At 39.3% G+C, this 17,155-nt stretch carries 14 protein-coding genes; 9 read left to right on the forward strand and 5 right to left on the reverse strand.

Annotated elements, in window-relative coordinates; all coding sequences use genetic code 11:
- The first annotated feature begins 950 nt into the window (after positions 1 to 950).
- The 4 genes from ACM0OP_RS05270 (at position 951) to ACM0OP_RS05285 (ending at position 5,224) form a co-directional block, all read left to right on the forward strand.
- Entirely contained in the window at positions 951 to 1,736 is a 786-nt protein-coding gene (locus ACM0OP_RS05270) for a phosphate ABC transporter ATP-binding protein (RefSeq protein ID WP_414527341.1), read from the forward strand.
- A gap of 202 nt (positions 1,737 to 1,938) precedes the next feature.
- Positions 1,939 to 3,321 carry an NYN domain-containing protein gene (locus ACM0OP_RS05275; protein WP_414527342.1) on the forward strand — a complete coding sequence of 461 codons (1,383 nt, stop codon included), beginning with the start codon at positions 1,939 to 1,941 and terminating at the stop codon, positions 3,319 to 3,321.
- Positions 3,322 to 3,432: 111 nt separating this feature from the next.
- Positions 3,433 to 4,473 (forward strand): 4-hydroxyphenylpyruvate dioxygenase, encoded by a 1,041-nt coding sequence (hppD, locus tag ACM0OP_RS05280; RefSeq protein WP_414527343.1) that lies wholly within the window; start codon positions 3,433 to 3,435, stop codon positions 4,471 to 4,473.
- Between the two features lie 52 nt (positions 4,474 to 4,525).
- Complete coding sequence (locus tag ACM0OP_RS05285) at positions 4,526 to 5,224, forward strand: HAD family hydrolase (RefSeq protein ID WP_414527344.1); 699 nt, start codon at positions 4,526 to 4,528, stop codon at positions 5,222 to 5,224.
- 133 nt (positions 5,225 to 5,357) lie between these two features.
- Here ACM0OP_RS05285 and ACM0OP_RS05290 read toward each other — a convergent pair whose 3' ends face one another.
- Complete coding sequence (locus ACM0OP_RS05290; RefSeq protein ID WP_414527345.1) at positions 5,358 to 5,984, reverse strand: CPP1-like family protein; 627 nt, start codon at positions 5,982 to 5,984, stop codon at positions 5,358 to 5,360.
- Between the two features lie 872 nt (positions 5,985 to 6,856).
- Between ACM0OP_RS05290 and ACM0OP_RS05295 the strand changes: the two genes are divergently transcribed.
- Positions 6,857 to 7,582, forward strand: a complete 726-nt coding sequence (locus ACM0OP_RS05295; RefSeq protein ID WP_414527346.1) for a response regulator transcription factor — start codon at positions 6,857 to 6,859, stop codon at positions 7,580 to 7,582.
- A gap of 209 nt (positions 7,583 to 7,791) precedes the next feature.
- On the opposite strand, the gene ACM0OP_RS05300 is transcribed toward ACM0OP_RS05295, so the two are convergent.
- Positions 7,792 to 7,989, reverse strand: coding sequence for a DUF2811 domain-containing protein (locus ACM0OP_RS05300; protein WP_414527347.1), 198 nt, complete (start codon positions 7,987 to 7,989; stop codon positions 7,792 to 7,794).
- A 475-nt stretch (positions 7,990 to 8,464) separates the two neighbouring features.
- Positions 8,465 to 9,115, reverse strand: coding sequence for a bifunctional phosphoribosyl-AMP cyclohydrolase/phosphoribosyl-ATP diphosphatase HisIE (gene hisIE, locus ACM0OP_RS05305; RefSeq protein WP_414527381.1), 651 nt, complete (start codon positions 9,113 to 9,115; stop codon positions 8,465 to 8,467).
- Between the two features lie 360 nt (positions 9,116 to 9,475).
- On the opposite strand from hisIE, the gene hemL reads away from it, so the two are divergent.
- A complete protein-coding gene (hemL, locus tag ACM0OP_RS05310; protein WP_414527348.1) occupies positions 9,476 to 10,774 on the forward strand; it encodes a glutamate-1-semialdehyde 2,1-aminomutase in 1,299 nt (432 codons plus the stop codon).
- Between the two features lie 123 nt (positions 10,775 to 10,897).
- On the opposite strand, the gene ACM0OP_RS05315 is transcribed toward hemL, so the two are convergent.
- Positions 10,898 to 11,059, reverse strand: a complete 162-nt coding sequence (locus ACM0OP_RS05315; protein ID WP_414527349.1) for a metallothionein — start codon at positions 11,057 to 11,059, stop codon at positions 10,898 to 10,900.
- Positions 11,060 to 11,529: 470 nt separating this feature from the next.
- On the opposite strand from ACM0OP_RS05315, the gene ACM0OP_RS05320 reads away from it, so the two are divergent.
- The gene (locus ACM0OP_RS05320; protein WP_414527350.1) at positions 11,530 to 13,116 is read left to right on the forward strand and encodes a serine/threonine-protein kinase; all 1,587 of its coding nucleotides are present in this window, start codon (positions 11,530 to 11,532) and stop codon (positions 13,114 to 13,116) included.
- A gap of 80 nt (positions 13,117 to 13,196) precedes the next feature.
- Here the strand turns inward: ACM0OP_RS05320 and recA are convergent, their stop codons facing one another.
- Positions 13,197 to 14,270: a recombinase RecA gene (recA, locus tag ACM0OP_RS05325; RefSeq protein WP_414527351.1), complete on the reverse strand. Its 1,074-nt coding sequence runs from the start codon at positions 14,268 to 14,270 to the stop codon at positions 13,197 to 13,199.
- Between the two features lie 472 nt (positions 14,271 to 14,742).
- Between recA and hpsJ-A the strand changes: the two genes are divergently transcribed.
- Together hpsJ-A and ACM0OP_RS05335 are read left to right on the forward strand one after the other, a co-directional pair.
- A complete protein-coding gene (gene hpsJ-A, locus ACM0OP_RS05330; RefSeq protein ID WP_414527352.1) occupies positions 14,743 to 15,456 on the forward strand; it encodes an HpsJ-like protein, cyanoexosortase A-associated in 714 nt (237 codons plus the stop codon).
- Between the two features lie 69 nt (positions 15,457 to 15,525).
- On the forward strand, positions 15,526 to 17,124 hold the full coding sequence (locus tag ACM0OP_RS05335) for a cyanoexosortase A system-associated protein (protein ID WP_414527353.1): 1,599 nt from the start codon (positions 15,526 to 15,528) through the stop codon (positions 17,122 to 17,124).
- Positions 17,125 to 17,155 lie beyond the last annotated feature (31 nt).

A 17,155-nucleotide genomic window follows, 5' to 3' on the forward strand; every position in this document is an offset into this window, starting at 1 on the left:
GCGTTCTAGAACGTACTAAGTTAACGCTTTAGCGATATGTGGTTTCTGCGAATAATTCACCGCATCATGATTATGCCACAGAAGCTATCACAAATAATTGGTATTAGAAGCAGAAAATCAGCAGATCAATGTCTATATTCCCTCGATTTTAGGGATTTTTCTAGCTGTTCCCTACCCTGAGTGATTATACATATAGCAGCCGCCAAGGTAGTTAGGACATTTCCTGTTCCCCTACCCTGTGTGATGCTACGCACTAAGCGCAGGACTTACGCTCAGGGCAAGCCTGTTCCCTTAAAACCACAATTATGATGTCCTAACCAATATGTCCGTTGCTATAATTTTGTCATACTAATATATAGCAATTCTCTAGCTGCACAACAGCTTAATTAGCTCCCTACAAAACTGAGATGAGAAAATTTTGCATTTGAATTAGGAATTAGATGCAGAATTTGTAGTTGCAGCATCTTCCTAGCCCCATACATCATAGATCAACCCATAAATAAATTCGTGGGTAAAAGATACAGTGTAAAATTAAGTGCGTGGTACAGAAGCAATATATTGATATTTAGATATCTTTGACCTTCATCTTGAGACTACAAAGGTAAGCTTAGTATAGCTTGTTCTTAGTTAACCCTACTCTAACAACGGATCAAAGGAATCGGGGCAACCCTAAAAAGCTACTATTTGTATGATAGTATTCTTACGGAATGATATAATCCTATAGCAATCCGCGAAAAAGATATCCATGATTTCTCTGATAATTAGTTGCTAATTCAAATAATCATGTAATCTCTTTTGCTATTTGTGAGTTAATTTACAGAATTTATCATATCTTTTTTTCATGAATAGTAGTAGTTAAATGTCTGTGTATATTGACTTTATGAAAAACAAGAAATACTACTTGCTTTCCTTGATTTATTTAGTCAATATTTGTTGCTTATTTATTTGCCATGAATGAACTAAGTCCAGCCATTAAGGTCAAAAATCTCACTTGTTATTACAATAGCCAAAAGATAATTGAAGATGTATCTATGGATATTTATCAAAACAAGGTAACTGCAATTATTGGACCTAGTGGTTGTGGAAAGTCTATATTTTTAAAATGCCTTAATCGCTTGATTGAGTTAGAAGCAAAAATAGAAATTGAGGGTAGGGTAGAATTTTTTAATCAAAATATTTATGAACGTCGGGTGAATTTAAATCGTCTCCGCCGTCAAGTAAGTATGGTACTCCCTAAGCCTAATCTTTTTCCCATAAGTGTTTATGATAATGTGGCTTATGGAGTTAAAATAATGGGTTGGTATCCCAAGACAGAATTAGACTCAATTGTGGAATCTGCACTGAAAGATGCGGATATTTGGGAAGAAGTAAAAAATAAACTACACAAGTCGGCTTTAGAACTTTCAGGGGGTCAACAACAGAGGTTATGTATTGCTCGTGCTTTAGCCGTTAAGCCACAAGTTTTACTGATTGATGAGCCTTGTTTTGCTCTTGATCCTATTGCTAGTATGAAAGTGGAAAGTTTAATTCAAAGTTTGCGCTTCCGTTCAGAATTGACAATGGTAATTATCAGCCATAATTTAAATCAGGTTCATCGCTTATCTGATTTCACTGCTTTTTTGGATAGGAATGAAAATCGTATTGGTCAAATTATCGAGTTTGGTACTACTAAAAAACTTTTTACTAACCCTATTTCTGTTCGTACCCGCAATTATATTTTTAACAATCTCAGTTGAGCGATTGTGTGTGTTAAATATTAAGTTTTTTAAAGTTAAGTCTGTGGCAATTATTTTATTTCTCACCTTGCTCTGGGTTGACAGTGTTGGCTGTAGACAGTTTTACTGTGGTTAGTTGTTTTTAGCTCAATAAATATAATATAGTATAAATTACCATCTAGGATGATGGTCTTAACCAGGCTATCTTAATGTAAGATGAATTATGTCCAATGATGAACGGTTGCTAACTACTTATGACTCTGCATTAATTAAACAACTGAGTGTTTCTGTTTGTAATGCAATTCTGCCAATTTTGCAGCAGTATCCTGAGTTGGTTTTGGTCAAATACCAAAGTATTAACTGGAAACAACCTCAATATCAATCTGCTCTAATAGCTGGGTTAAATAAAAAAATCAGCTCGTTAGCAGATGACATCACACTGACGGGAAAGATTAAAGAATATCTGCAACTTTTTCTAGTTCCGAGTTTTTTTACTTCTCCAGTTTTTGATCATCTGGAAATGGTGATTGAAGCATCAATTCAAAGACTAAATTCTCTGGACTTAAATAGTGGAGATATTTCTCAACCTCTACCAGTATCAGACAATGGTAAAAGTTTTCTAGTTCCTGGGGCGATCGCTATTTTACTGCTGGATGCAGAAAATTTGCAACTCGATAGTAAAATGGAAAATTTTTTAGCACAAGTTTCTACCTATCCTCTGCAAGTCAAAATTGCTTTTGCTAATTGGTCTAAGATGGGTAAACGAGATATAGAATTACATCAGCGTGGTTACGAATTAATTCACGTTCCTGTTGGTAAAGATAATGCTGATGGTAAAATGATTGCTCTGGGTTCTTCTGTTCATGAACGTTATCATAATGCTAAGGAAGTTATAGTTTGTTCATCAGATAATGTGATGACTAATCTGTGCAACCATCTTCAGCAAAATGGCTTAATTGTCTATCAGGTAGTAAAAAAAGAAGAAGCCCTGATAGTATTAAATAGTTCTACGGGTAAACAAATTACACAATTTCCCCCTTTAGTAACTGAGATTCCTAGTATTGAGGAATTTATTGGGCGAATTAAACAGTTAATTAAAACCCAGCAAAAGCAGCATAATATTTATTGGGTTAAGCTTTCTAGTCTTTCTAAAATTTTTAAATCTAAATATAGTTTAACTATTAGTCAAGTTGTTTCTCAGCATTTAGCAGGTAAAAAAGCTAGGGATTTTTTTATGAATTATCCGGCTGATTTTGCTATCCACCAAGTAGATTCAGCATCTGAATTATACATAACTTTATTTGAAGTTAATCAGTCAGAACCTGGGAATCTTCAGGAAGATGCTGCATTGAAAAAAAATATTACTTCTGGCGCAGATTTAGAAAAGGTACTTAAGGATATTCTTCAGGAGTTGACTAAAAAATCTCAAGTTACTTATATTGATATTAGCCTGTTGGGTGGTGGATTTAATCAGCGTTATGGTAAGCCCATAACTGAGCAAATTAAATCTTTACATTTAACAGGTAATTTTATTAAATTTTTGCAGTCATGTAAGTCTTTTGACCTAAAGCAAATCGAGAAGCGATGGCAAGTTAGTTTACGCTAAATTACTCAGGTATGTACATTGGTGTATGATGGATGGGGAAATACTTGATAATCTGGCAAAAAAGACAAAAACTACTGATAGGTAAGCTGTTGTGCTGGATTCTCAAGATTTATGAAAATTGATCATGTTCATTTCTATGTCAATGATGCTGAAATCTGGCGGGATTGGTTTGTACACCACCTGGGGTTTACAGCAGTAGATACTAACATCAGTTCGGTTCACACTTGTACCGAAGTTGTGCAGAATGGGTTGGTGCGCTTTTTGCTATCTTCAGCTTTATCACATATCAGTCCGGTAGCTGAATTTCTGCGCCAACATCCCCCAGGGGTAGCAGATGTGGCTTTTGCTGTGGGAGATGTATTAGATGCGATCGCCCAAGCTGAAATACATGGTGCGAAGGTAATCCAACCTATTCAGTTACAAGATTTTGGTGATGTCTGCTGTAAGTGTGGGAAAATTGCTGGTTGGGGTGGGTTGACTCACACTTTGATGGAAAACTCACGGGTGACAACTAGTGATGTACAACTATCCACAAATTATACTTTTACTGGTATTGATCATATTGTGTTGAATGTGGCTGTGGGTGAATTAGAACCTGCGGTGGCTTGGTACACAAAAATTCTCGGTTTTCAACCCCAGCAAAGTTTTAAAATTAAAACAGACCGTTCTGCTTTATACAGTCAAGTCATGGTTTCCAGTGACGGTAGGGTACAGTTACCTATTAATGAACCAGCTTCACCTAATTCGCAAATTCAAGAGTTTTTGGATGTGAATCGGGGATCAGGGATTCAACACATCGCTTTGGGTACAGCTAATCTCATCAATGCGATCGCACAATTTCGCACCCGTGGTGTATCTTTACTCTCGGTTCCCCAAACCTATTACTCACAAATGCAACAGCGTCCTGGATTTCCCTTATCAATCGGAGAACTTGAGGCGATCGCCCAGCAAGAAATTTTGGTGGACTGGAAACAAGAAACCCCAGAAGCAGTCTTACTGCAAATTTTTACTCAGCCGATTTTTGGACAACCAACTTTTTTCTTTGAATTTATTGAGCGTCGTTACCAAGCTAAAGGTTTTGGAGAAGGTAATTTTCGGGCTTTATTTGAAGCCATTGAAAGTGAACAAATTAAGCGGGGGACGCTGACATAACTAATGGGTCAATAAATGAGATAATTTTCATAAAAATTCACAATTTCCGCCGATGCTAAGATTAATTACTGACTTCGACGGCCCGATTATTGACGTATCTGAAAGGTATTACCGGGTTTATCAATTTTGTCTGCAAAACGTCCGATATCCCGAACAATCTGTGGAAGAACTTTCTAAAGCAGAATTTTGGCAACTCAAGCGATCGCAGGTTCCCGAAAAACAAATCGCCATCAAATCTGGTTTAGATCCCGACCAAGCCGCAGAATTTGCCCAGTTGCGACGTAAAACAGTACATACAGACAATTATTTTCACTACGATACCCTAATTCCTAGTGCTGTAGAAGCGCTGTTAAAAATTCAAGCTGCTGGAATTGATTTGGCTGTAATGACAATGCGCCGAATCAGAGAATTAGATTATGCCCTGAAAAAGTACAACTTAGGCAGTGTTTTTCCAGAAAATCGCCGTTATTGTCTCAGCAACGACTACGTGAAAACTACTGACGTTGAAGATAAGCCCTTGTTAATGCAACGCGCCCTAGCCGAACTTCCTCCCGCAACTGAAACTTGGATGGTTGGGGATACAGAAGCCGATATTGCAGCCGCTCAAAAATATGGTATTCAAGTAATAGCTGTAGAGTCTGGTATCCGCGATCGCACCCAATTAGAAATTTACCAACCCAACTTAATTGTTCAAGATTTAAGTACAGCTGTCCAACTTATCCTGCAAACGCAACAAGTACAAACTCGGTAAAACTAGCTACTCTTCATAATACTTCCATGAACACTCTCCCACCCAGCTTCAGCAGTGGCGGGAGATTCTAATTATTTATCAACCCAGAGCTTCAACTCTTAGCTATAAATTATACGTATTTCACAGTTAGAAATTAACGTAGAAAACTACTAATCAGCCACAACAATAAAAATGTAAATGCTGTTGAGAACTGCTCAGGTGTTAACTGACCGAAGTTTATTTGCGTCAATAGCCAGCTACCAAGTAGCCCACCAACAATTAAACCCGCAATTAAACCCACAAAGGTCAATAAAACTGCTCTACCAAATTTCCCTTCCTTACGCTTGAGGAAGTAAATACCAATGCCTACACCCACGACCAATATCAACTGTAAAATCTGATTGCCTGGGGTTGGGGTAAATATACCAATGGCACTTAAACCCAGATACCAAGCTCCAGGTAACAGTATATCCTTCGGCGCGGGTTGATCTAGTATTCTTTGCAGCCATAGAGGAGACTGCTCACGGGGGTTGAGACTTTCTTTTGCGGGTAATGGTACTCGCAATTCTGGAAACCTGATCCGTTCAGGCACTTTAATTTTACCTTCCTGGCGCATCCGCAGGCGATCCATTAAAATCGCATCGTAGGCTACTTCAATGATTTCTAAATTCTTGGCATCGCCATTGTATTGCTCCAATTGGCGATTACGAGCATCCTGAATTTCATCGAAGCTAGCATCTTCTGATACCCCAAGTTTCTCGTAGGGATTTTGATCGCTCATGGGAGTTTATACTTTCTGGAGCCTTAGTTCAGAGGCAGTTTTTTGATTTATCTTGATTTAATTGAGCCTCGCATAACTAATAAAGTCACACGATTCCTGCTTTCAGGATCTCCGCCTGAATAATTCCAGGACTTACAAGTTTCCACAGGCTTACTTCCAGCCTCCGGCGTACCGAAGGACGCTACACTAGATTTTAACACAAATCAACTTCAAATATAGAGAGCCTAACTCATGAATAGAACGTATAAGTATGAGGCTAGGAAAAACTAATCCATTTTTATGCTCTGCCAGAATATTAGCAAGAGCCAGTTGGATTTAATCGTATTTCATAGATAAATTTACTCTAACATATTGCTCTGACTGCGTGTATACTCTCATGTCCTGGGTCAATGAAGAATTGACTATAGAACTGGAGCTATAAATACTCTTGAGGATTTTGTGGGGAACGATATGTAGTTTTATGGTTCAAAAGTTGAAAATTTAACCCATCTTGAGGAAATCTAGGGAATTAATCTGTCAATAGGTGCTGTTCTCTGTGTGAACAGGCATTTAAAATTAAAAAGTTTTAGGTCTCCACTCAATTGGGAAAATAGACTTTACTATATAAGCGAGGTGTGGTGGCGAATGGGAAGAATATCTTTCTAGGAAACTTGATATCTGATAATTATCGTACATCTACTTAAGTATATGTGTGATTACTAAAGTGTTCTTACCTTGATTTTCCCCGATTTTGATTACACTATTATTTTGGATAATCAGGAAATGCACTCGTTACCCCTGTAGAGTCTTAAATAACCCCCAAAGTGGAAACTGCGTTTTTACGCAATCCTACTTCATGTTAATCTTAGGAACTTTTGTGCAAAGTGATGGTCATGGCTCCCGCCAAGATTCTTGTAGTTGATGATGACCCTGCGGTCAGAAATTTAATTCAACGCTTTTTAATCAAGCAAACCTATCAAGTAGAGGCTGCTGAGGATGGTAAAACCGCCTTAGCTCTATTTGAGCAATTTAACCCTGATTTGGTGATTTTAGATGTCAATTTACCAGATGTTATTGGGTTTAACCTGTGTCAAGAAATGCAAAGTCGTAATGGTGTTTTTGTCTTGATGCTGACTAGCCGCGCCGATGAAGCCGACAAAATTCGCGGTTTTTCTAAAGGCGCTGATGACTATCTCACCAAGCCATTTGGACTGGGAGAGTTAGAAGTTAGGGTAGCGGCAATTTTGAGAAGACAGCGCATTGTGACAACTGCCGAACAAAAACGCCTAGTATTTGAAAAGTTAATGATCGATCCCACACGCCGGGAAGTGGCACTAAATAACCAATCGATACCCTTAACTGCTCTAGAATTTGATTTATTACATTTTTTAGCTAGCCATCCGGGTAGAGTCTGGCGGCGTGCAGAACTGATTCAAGAGGTTTGGGATTATGAATATGTTGGTGATCAACGAGTTGTAGATGTACACATCGGTCAAATTCGCAAGAAAATTGAAATTGATGCCAGCCAACCAGCGTTAATTCAAACTGTGCGTGGTGTCGGGTATAAGTTTGAATGTCCAACTCACTCCCCATCCCCGCAGTTAGAACCTCATTCCTGAGTGTATTTTCTCCAACTTACAGTTTTTCAGGGTTAACTTAGGATTTCACCTGTTGATCACCTTGGCATTTACTCCCCTTGCCCTTTTTATCTTGGCTCCACATCCATGAGATGCTGAGGCAGTAGCCAGAATTAGATAGCGAAAAATCTTTTGCCCACCGACTTACCAGCACTCTAGAGTTGCTGGCTCATTGGTACAGGGCATTTAATTTAACAATTATGAAACAATGTTTCTAAATAGACACGAGCGGCGCGGCGATCGCTCTCACCATTTTGGAGTAAAAACAGCGACAAAGCAGCCGTTAGCACTCGCTTTTCATCCCAATCTGGATGTGCTTCTAAGTAATTTTTCAGGGATTCATGTAGTGTTTCGGGAATTTCTGCCAAGATACTAACTGTTGCGTTCATGAGTTTTTCCTTCTCTGAAGTGAATCAAGAGAGACAAGTTGCCTGACTATAGTTCTGCTTTTACCTGACAATTGCCACCAGCAGTTCAGGTGATTTTTTGTGCCGATGGTTCAACAGACTATAAACGCCAGTCGCATCATTGTGCGCCAAGAGGGGGTGGGTTTGTCAATGCTGCGAAATGTTACATCCAGTGGGATTAAAAACAAATCTTGACGCAGCCATAGGGATTATAGCTCATTTTTTGTTACTTAACTTTACAATAACTCAGTGGTTGAGGCTGATGATTATTGGGAATCAACAATCCCCAGGAAAACCGCAATTGCCGATTACCTCGTCAAATATCTGTGGAAAACTCCTCAAATACCTGTGGAAAACCTGTGGAATTAGTGAGGAAAATTTTTGATAATGATAAGAATTACAAAATATTAGTCTTTGGCAACAAACTTGATAGACACTCCCCACTTCCCGACTTCTGCTACCGTCGGCGATCTTGTAACTTGCGATACACGGACTTTACATCTACCTGATGATGTGCTAAACCAACTAGAGTGTGATAAAGTAAATCAGCCACCTCACCTGCGATCGCATCAGCTTCATCATCCTTAAAAGCCATTACCACCTCAGCGCTTTCCTCACCAATTTTCTTTAAAATTTTGTTATCCCCACCTGCTAATAACTTACAGGTATAAGAACTTTCTATAGGATGATCACGGCGATCGCATATTACCTGAAATACCTGAGATAAAGTATCCCCTGGTGGAGCAACAATTGCCCCTTCCACTTGATGAAAACAACTGCGTTCACCAGTGTGACAGGCGATATCTCCTAACTGCTCCACGCCAATTAGCAACGCATCACTATCGCAGTCATAACGAATACTTCTCACCTTTTGAATATGACCAGAAGTCGCCCCCTTATGCCATAACTCCTCACGGGAACGACTCCAAAACCAAGTTTCCCCAGTATCTAAAGTCTTTTGTAAAGATTCCTCACTCATCCACGCCATCATTAACACAGTACCATCCAAATAATCTTGGATAATTGCCGGCACTAAACCCCGTTCATCGTAGGAAATTTGATCAACAGGAATAGACCGTAGTAGAGAATGCGGCTCATTAAAAGACATACCAGTTAATTTGTTCTGATTAAACATTATTCATGGATTCACGATACCATTCTGAATAGGACAACTGATATGCTTCTGTAAAATTAAACTTCATCAGTCAGTTTAAACAAAAGCATTCATATCTCTAGCAGACTCCATCTGTAGCACACCAATAGATGGCCGATTTAAAAGCAACCCAGTAGATATCCTGGCAAACCTAGTCCTAAATTAGTGACAATTTCTGCAACCAAGTCGGAATTGTACCTGAATAATATATTCTGAGTTTTCTAGTGCGGATAACTCTATAAGGTAAAATTTCTAAACAGTTTTTCACCCTATCCTCAGATAGAGCATTTTATTTCCCATATTCAGGAGAAAGTTTTGGTCAATACCACAATTAAAACCACAAAATCACAAGAAATCTTCGCCGCCGCTCAAAATCTCATGCCAGGAGGAGTGAGTTCTCCGGTTCGCGCCTTTAAATCAGTCGGGGGACAACCCATCGTTTTTGACCATGTTAAAGACGCATACATTTGGGATGTAGATGGCAACAAATATATTGATTATGTAGGCACTTGGGGACCAGCTATATGTGGTCATGCCCATCCACAAGTCATCGCCGCACTCCATGAAGCCCTAGAAAAAGGTACTAGCTTCGGCGCTCCTTCCTTACTGGAAAATGTTCTCGCAGAAATGGTAATTGATGCTGTTCCTAGCATCGAAATGGTGAGATTTGTCAATTCAGGCACAGAAGCTTGTATGGCAGTGCTGCGGTTAATGCGCGCCTTCACAAACCGCGAGAAAATCATTAAATTTGAAGGCTGCTACCACGGACACGCCGATATGTTCCTAGTCAAAGCAGGTTCTGGTGTAGCTACACTGGGCTTACCCGATTCCCCAGGAGTACCGAAAGCAGCCACTATCAGTACCCTCACAGCTCCTTACAATGACTTAGAAGCAGTTAAAGCCTTATTTGAACAAAACCGTGATGAAATCGCCGGTGTAATTCTAGAGCCGATAGTAGGTAACGCTGGATTTATTACCCCGGATGCAGGTTTTCTGGAAGGTTTACGAGAACTTACCCATGAACATGGGGCATTACTCGTATTTGATGAAGTAATGACAGGCTTTCGTATTGCCTACGGTGGCGTTCAGGAAAAATTTGGTGTCACCCCAGACTTGACAACCTTGGGCAAAGTCATTGGTGGTGGCTTACCAGTGGGAGCTTATGGTGGTCGTCGGGATATTATGTCAATGATTGCCCCCGCAGGCCCTGTGTATCAAGCAGGAACTCTTTCGGGTAATCCTTTAGCAATGACAGCTGGTATTAAAACGTTAGAGTTGTTACAAAGACCAGGTACTTATGAGTATCTCGATCAAATTACCCAAAAGTTAGCAGATGGGTTAGTGCAAATTGCCCAAGAAACTGGCCACGAAGCTTGTGGTGGTAGTATTAGCGCTATGTTTGGTTTATTCTTCACATCTGGGCCAGTGCATAACTACGAAGATGCCAAGAAATCAGATATGGCCAAATTCGGTCGCTTTCATCGCGGTATGTTAGAGCGTGGTGTTTATTTAGCACCTTCTCAGTTTGAGGCTGGTTTTACTTCTTTGGCTCACACAGAAGCGGATATTGAGCAGACTTTAGCAGTAGCACGAGAAGTGTTATCTAGTCTATAAGTTCTGAGTGCTGGGTAGAAAAATAATTCTGGTTTATCAGCATCATAGTTGCTGTTTTTACTCAGCACTCAGTCCTGTTTAAGCAACCCTAGAGAAATTCCCTATAGGTCGTTGGGGAGGTGATTAACAACCGCAGCCATTATGACCACAGCCTTTGATGGTTTGATGACCTTCCGCACAGCCTTCAGAGCAATAGTGTTTACCCTCTTTTTTAATGGCATCCTCTAATGAAACGATACACAGGCATTTGGGACAAGCGCATTTCATTTGGTTGACGGTACTCATATTTTTCTCCTTCACTAAATAGATATATACATTCAATACCTGAACATATATTCAACTATAGTACAGGTGAGTAAATTTGTCAGCAGATAAACCTGGGAAAAAAAATGATATGTTTACCAAACTTCAGGTATATTTATTAACATAAGTGTAGTAATATTATAATCGGGTAGCTGATTGTCATTAACTTTTACTTCTGAGCCATCTCTATTCAAACGGAGATGATATCAGCCCAAAGTGGAAAGGCGAGGGATTTTGTGTTTCCCCAGAATACAGTCTAGACACTATTTCAGAGTCTAAGTATAATAAGTAATCCTCTTTTGATATCTATTTTAAGTAATTCTGAGTTAGTTTTAAGAAGTTTTCCAGGAATTTACCGCAAAAACTACCTAGCAAGAGTTAATAGTGAGTGTTAATAATTAAAGGAGAGTGTAACGCTTCCATTCATTATTCGTGCAGCGAGTTGACAGTGCATGAGCTATTGCTTAAATCCTACCTGTCCCAATCCAGAAAATGTCCCCTATAGCCACAGGTGTCAGTCATGTGGCTCACGGCTATTATTGCGCGATCGCTATCGAGTGATCAAACCATTAGGCCAAGGTGGCTTCGGAGCAACGTTCTTAGCTAACGATCAAGCCTTACCCGGTGAACCCAGTTGTGTAATTAAGCAACTACGTCCTTCCGGCAGCGCACCACACATCTTACAAATGGCGCGAGAGCTATTTGAGCGCGAAGCCAAAACTCTGGGGAGAATTGGCAATCATCCCCAATTACCAAGGTTGCTAGATTATTTTGAAGATCAAGAACAATTCTATTTAATTCAAGAATATATTAGTGGCTCCACCCTGCAACAAGAAGTGAAACAAAATGGGACTTTCAGTGAAGCAGGAGTCAAACAGTTTTTGAGCGAAGTTTTGCCCTTATTGGAATACATTCACAAAAACAAAGTCATTCACCGTGACATCAAGCCAGCCAATTTAATTCGGCGGACTCAAGATGCCAGAATGGTCATCATCGATTTTGGCGCTGTCAAAAATCAAGTTAGCCAAGCTGCATTAAATCTATCAGAACAGACCGCATTAACGGCTTACGCCATTGGTACACCGGGTTTTGCACCTCCAGAGCAAATGGCCATGCGTCCAGTTTATGCCAGTGATATCTACGCCCTGGGTGTAACCTGTATTTATCTGCTGAGTGGTAAAACTCCGAAAGATTTAGATTACAATCCCAAAACCGGGGAAATTGTGTGGGAGCATCTCGTACCACCGAATGATCATCTCATGAGTGTTCTGCGAAAAATGTTAGATGTCTCAGTACGTCATCGCTACCAGTCAGCAGATGAAGTTTTAAGGGCTTTAGAGATAGAACCCTATTTAGAAAGTTTAGCCCAGGGTTTGTTAGTAAAATCCGATCCTAATGTCAAAGAAGCAATATATCCCCCCGTGGATAATTCGGGTAATTTAGACCATATTCCTGCGGCTTCTAATAGTGGATCTAGTGCAGCACAAGTAGCGGCGGCAATTAGGGCTAGACGAGCCAAAAATGCAGAATCAGATGGATCTTTACCAGTAAAGAAAAAATTCGGGCATAACTCCGGTATTGGTTCTCAACGTCAAAATCATCAACAGAGGAAATTGAATGCCCAAGATTTACTCACGGCTTATATTAAGGGAAGACGTGATTTTTCTCTACACAATTTAAGTTTTCTGAAATTACCGGGTGCTGACTTATCTAATACAAATTTTCATTCTGCCCAATTGCAAAGCACTCATCTCCAAGGTGCTAATTTGCACAATAGCGATTTTAGTAGAGCTAATCTGGTGCGTGCTAATTTGAGGGAAGCAAATATCAGCAAAGCCTACTTCAACCATGCTGATTTAGAAAGCGCAGACCTGCGTGGCGCAGACCTAAGTGAGGCATATCTCAGTAATGCTAATCTCCGAGGAGCTAATCTCTGTGGTGCTAACCTGACTGGTGCAAAGGTTTCTGATGACCAACTTGGACTAGCGAAAACCAATTGGATGACTATTCGCCCCAATGGTAAACGGGGTTTATTATGAATTTAAAGAGAAAAGACTGAACTGATATGAGTCCAGTCTCTTGAGAGGTTTTATTAGATTAATCAGAACGTGAATAAGTTTTACTCTTCTTCTTCTAATTCCATATCTTCCTCCTCTTCATTAGCCTTGGCTACGGAGTTAGCAGAAACAACAGCGCCCATATCTAGTTTTTGACGTACCAATTCCTTAATTTCAGCCGCAAACTCTGGCTTTTCTTCTAGGTACTTGATGGCGTTATCTCGACCCTGGGAAATATTATCACCGTTGTAACTGTACCAAGCGCCTTTGCGAACAATAATACTGGTTTCTTCAGCTAAGTCCACTAAGCAACCCAAGGTGGAAACTCCTTTACCAAAAATAATGTCAAATTCGGCGATTCTAAAGGGCGGTGCAACTTTATTTTTAGCGACTTTGACTTTAACTCGGTTGCCAAATTCATCAGTACCTTTTTTCAAGGTTTGAATCCGGCGAATATCTAGGCGAACTGAGGCGTAAAACTTTAAGGCGTTGCCACCTGTGGTAGTTTCTGGGCTACCGTAGGTAATACCGATTTTTTGCCGCAACTGGTTAATGAATATAACTGTGCAGCCAGATTTACCTATGTTACCAGTTATTTTACGCAGAGCTTGGCTCATGAGACGTGCCTGAAGTCCAACGTGGGTATCACCCATGTCTCCTTCAATTTCAGCGCGAGGTACCAGAGCAGCTACTGAGTCAATGACGACAATATCCACTGCGGCGGAACGTACTAGCTGATCAACAATTTCTAAGGCTGATTCCCCTGTGTCTGGTTGGGAAACTAGCAAATTTGCAATATCTACACCCAAAGCCGCCGCATAGGTGGGATCTAAGGCGTGTTCCGCATCCACGAAGGCAGCCACACCTCCTTCTTTCTGGACTTCAGCGATCGCGTGTAATGCTACTGTGGTTTTACCAGAACTTTCTGGCCCGTAAATTTCAATGACTCGTCCTTTGGGTAATCCTCCACCCAATGCTAAATCTAAGGTGAGCGCCCCTGTGGAAATTGTTTCTACTCGCATCCGGGTAGCATCACCCAGGCGCATGATTGCTCCTTTACCAAAGCTGCGCTCAATCTGGTTGAGGACTATGTTTAATGCTTTTTCTTTACCAGAAGTATCTGTGTTGATCGCCATTATTGCCTCTAAATATAGGATTTATATGAATTTCAGGTTTCTTGGGCGGAAATCTTGAGTAGAACAGATATACTATCTTAACTATAGAATTGTACAATATAAGCTTTGAAAAGAAAAGGTTATTGATATTCTCCCCCATGTATGGGGATGGGTAATTTTTGTGAGGTTTAGTTAAATATTAACGCGATCGCTGTCAAATCAGGTGAAGAATATTAAATAATGATAAAATAATTCTTCCAACTATAGATATACCTATGCAAAAGCGGTAATTTATTTGAGTGAATCATCCACCGCTAAATCCCAACTGATGCTCATAAAGGCATGAGACCCAGTTTTAAATAACGAGCTTACCTTCTCAGCGCTCCTCAAAGCAATCCTGACAGATCAAATCAACACAGTGAGGACGTGATAATTAACACTAGCTACTAAATTAAATTTCAGAACAACTCAACAATCTAATTATCGTAAACCAATGAAAATAAAATCTATCCCGATTACCGACAAAGTAGAACAACGTTCATTCGCTTTATTAAGGCTGATTGGTTATTTCTTACTGGTATTTTCTCTAGTTAATTATCTATCCCTTTTTATCCCACCCCGATTTACAAATCCTAATTGGGAATTTCAAGTTCAAGGACAAATGGTAGATAATATTTGGAGTATATTACTGGGGTTGACATTTGTATTTTTGTTTAACGAAAATAGTGTCGTTAAGACTAAACAAATCGCTATCTTAAAATTCTTTTCTTGGGTATCTTTATTCATTGGGATAATTTACATATTAATGATACCCTTAGGTATTAATAATACTCAAAAAATTTATACTAATGCTAACAATCAATTCAATATTCAAAAAGGACAACAACAAAAACAAACAGTAGAAATTACGCAAAAATTACAGCAAGTTACATCTGTTGAACAACTCGGCGGTATAGCAGCAAGTTTAAATATTTCTATAGACCCGAACCTTAGTCAATCTCCCGAACAGTTAAAGGAGCAAATTTCCCAACAAATTGAAGCTTCTGCTAAAAATACTATTAACACTGCTAGTCTAGCCAAACGAGAGCAAAGTATAAATTTAATTAAAACATCTATCAGAGTTAACTTAGGATCACTCCTCTCAGGAATTTGCTTAATAGGTATATGGAAGTTAACCAAATGGGTGCGATTAACTAAATTGAAGTAAAACTTTCACCAAACATTCAATAATACGCGTTAGGTATGTCTTTCCCGTCCCACAAGTAAAGAGTAAAATATGGGAAAATCAAGCATTAAAAACAACAAAATCATTGCGGCTAAAACGAAAATTTTGTTAAAAATTCAGCCATTCATAGAATACCAATGGTTTTATTTGTTGGGTATTTTTTCTACCTTAGCGGCTTGGCATTTAAATATTATTAGAACTCACCCGATTGAATCCATAAGTGAAGAAATTGCTTTTTACAGTATTCATTGGGGAGTAATTTTATATTTACTGTGGCATGACATTAAACAAAAACCGCAATTACAAGAAAATACTCCCAGTTGGTTTGCTAGCTGGTTAGGGCTACTCCTCCTATTCTTTGCAATCATTAGACCTGTGCATCTGTGGCATTTAGACTTCATAGTCTTTCGGGTTGCCCCTATTGTGGCTGGTTTAGGCTTAGGTTTACTGTCCTTTGGCTTTTCAGGGTTCAGGCAACATTGGCGCTTATTTGCTGTTTTGTGCTTAATGTTGTTTCCCTTTGGAAAAATTGTCACAATTTTGAATTTTATTTTTAATTCTCTACTACACTTCAATGACTTAACAGCAGCTATTTCCGCCTTTTTACTGCATTATGTTGGCTTTCAAGTTAATTATTCTGGCAACGTAGTAACACTACCCACCGGACAAGTAAGAGTTCTATACGCATGCACAGGGGGACCTGTAATCATATCCCTACTGAGACTGACGCTGTTATCAGTTGTTTTTCCTTTAAGTTGGTGGCGCAGATTGGCATTGGCAATAGCTGCTACTATTGTAGGCTTTTTCACAGGGGTTATTCGTGTAGCATTATTAGCGATTGTTGTTAATAATCAAGAGTCATTTGATTATTGGCACGGCTCTACAGGTGGTGGTATTTTTATGACCTTTGCTACTTTGACCTTCGCCTGCTGCTGTAATTGGTTATTACCCTTAGAAGATTTAGCTGGGAATCAACCTGATGCTGCCGAAATTACCCAGCCAAAAGTATATCTAAAACGGCACTTATTTTTAGCAGGGACTTGGCTAGGAATTATGGTGACAGCTATATATTTAATTGCTACTCAGATTAATATCAGCGTCATTAACTCTATAAGTTTGCCAGATAAACTGCTTTTAAACCAGTGGCAGCAAACCCAAGTTACTTTTGTGAAAGATGATGAATTAGAGACAGATTTTCAGAAATTTAATTTTATTAATAATAAAAATCAAAAGCAAGAACTAGAAATCCTATACAAACTCAATGCTGGAACTTATTATCACAACCCATTTGTATCGGAGATAAATCAAAACTTAGATGGAAATCAATTTCAAAAAATTTACTCAGATGTAGTTGGTTACTATACGTTGTATGATGATGGAAAAAAAGCTTACCTAGCATCTTGTATTAATCCCCGTGGTGGTGGGACAATTAATTTATCTCAATTTATGCAGAATCGCTATAAATATGATTTCACTGGCGATCGCATCCTAAAATGGGTTTTTGGTCAAGGTGTGCTGCGAGATGATCGCTGTTTATGGACAAAGCTATCTGCACCTTTAAACGAAACACCAGCCACCGACATCTATCCAGTTTTAGAAGCCGTGTGGTTAGAAAACTACACTAAATGGCAGTCTTTTTTACATTTATAGCTGGGGATTGCACTTCGGCTGCGCTCAGTGT

The sequence above is a fragment of the Nodularia chucula CCY0103 genome, from assembly GCF_963923915.1.
GTDB classification, from domain to species: Bacteria; Cyanobacteriota; Cyanobacteriia; order Cyanobacteriales; family Nostocaceae; genus Nodularia; species Nodularia chucula.

Bases quoted from the DNA above. Each gene is read 5' to 3' on its own strand.
- ACM0OP_RS05270 (WP_414527341.1), top strand. From the start codon at position 951: ATGAATGAACTAAGTCCAGCCATTAAGGTCAAAAATCTCACTTGTTAT.
- ACM0OP_RS05275 (WP_414527342.1), top strand. From the start codon at position 1,939: ATGTCCAATGATGAACGGTTGCTAACTACTTATGACTCTGCATTAATT.
- hppD (WP_414527343.1), top strand. From the start codon at position 3,433: ATGAAAATTGATCATGTTCATTTCTATGTCAATGATGCTGAAATCTGG.
- ACM0OP_RS05285 (WP_414527344.1), top strand. From the start codon at position 4,526: ATGCTAAGATTAATTACTGACTTCGACGGCCCGATTATTGACGTATCT.
- ACM0OP_RS05290 (WP_414527345.1), bottom strand. From the start codon at position 5,984: ATGAGCGATCAAAATCCCTACGAGAAACTTGGGGTATCAGAAGATGCT.
- ACM0OP_RS05295 (WP_414527346.1), top strand. From the start codon at position 6,857: ATGGCTCCCGCCAAGATTCTTGTAGTTGATGATGACCCTGCGGTCAGA.
- ACM0OP_RS05300 (WP_414527347.1), bottom strand. From the start codon at position 7,989: ATGAACGCAACAGTTAGTATCTTGGCAGAAATTCCCGAAACACTACAT.
- hisIE (WP_414527381.1), bottom strand. From the start codon at position 9,115: ATGTCTTTTAATGAGCCGCATTCTCTACTACGGTCTATTCCTGTTGAT.
- ACM0OP_RS05315 (WP_414527349.1), bottom strand. From the start codon at position 11,059: ATGAGTACCGTCAACCAAATGAAATGCGCTTGTCCCAAATGCCTGTGT.
- ACM0OP_RS05320 (WP_414527350.1), top strand. From the start codon at position 11,530: ATGAGCTATTGCTTAAATCCTACCTGTCCCAATCCAGAAAATGTCCCC.
- recA (WP_414527351.1), bottom strand. From the start codon at position 14,270: ATGGCGATCAACACAGATACTTCTGGTAAAGAAAAAGCATTAAACATA.
- hpsJ-A (WP_414527352.1), top strand. From the start codon at position 14,743: ATGAAAATAAAATCTATCCCGATTACCGACAAAGTAGAACAACGTTCA.
- ACM0OP_RS05335 (WP_414527353.1), top strand. From the start codon at position 15,526: ATGGGAAAATCAAGCATTAAAAACAACAAAATCATTGCGGCTAAAACG.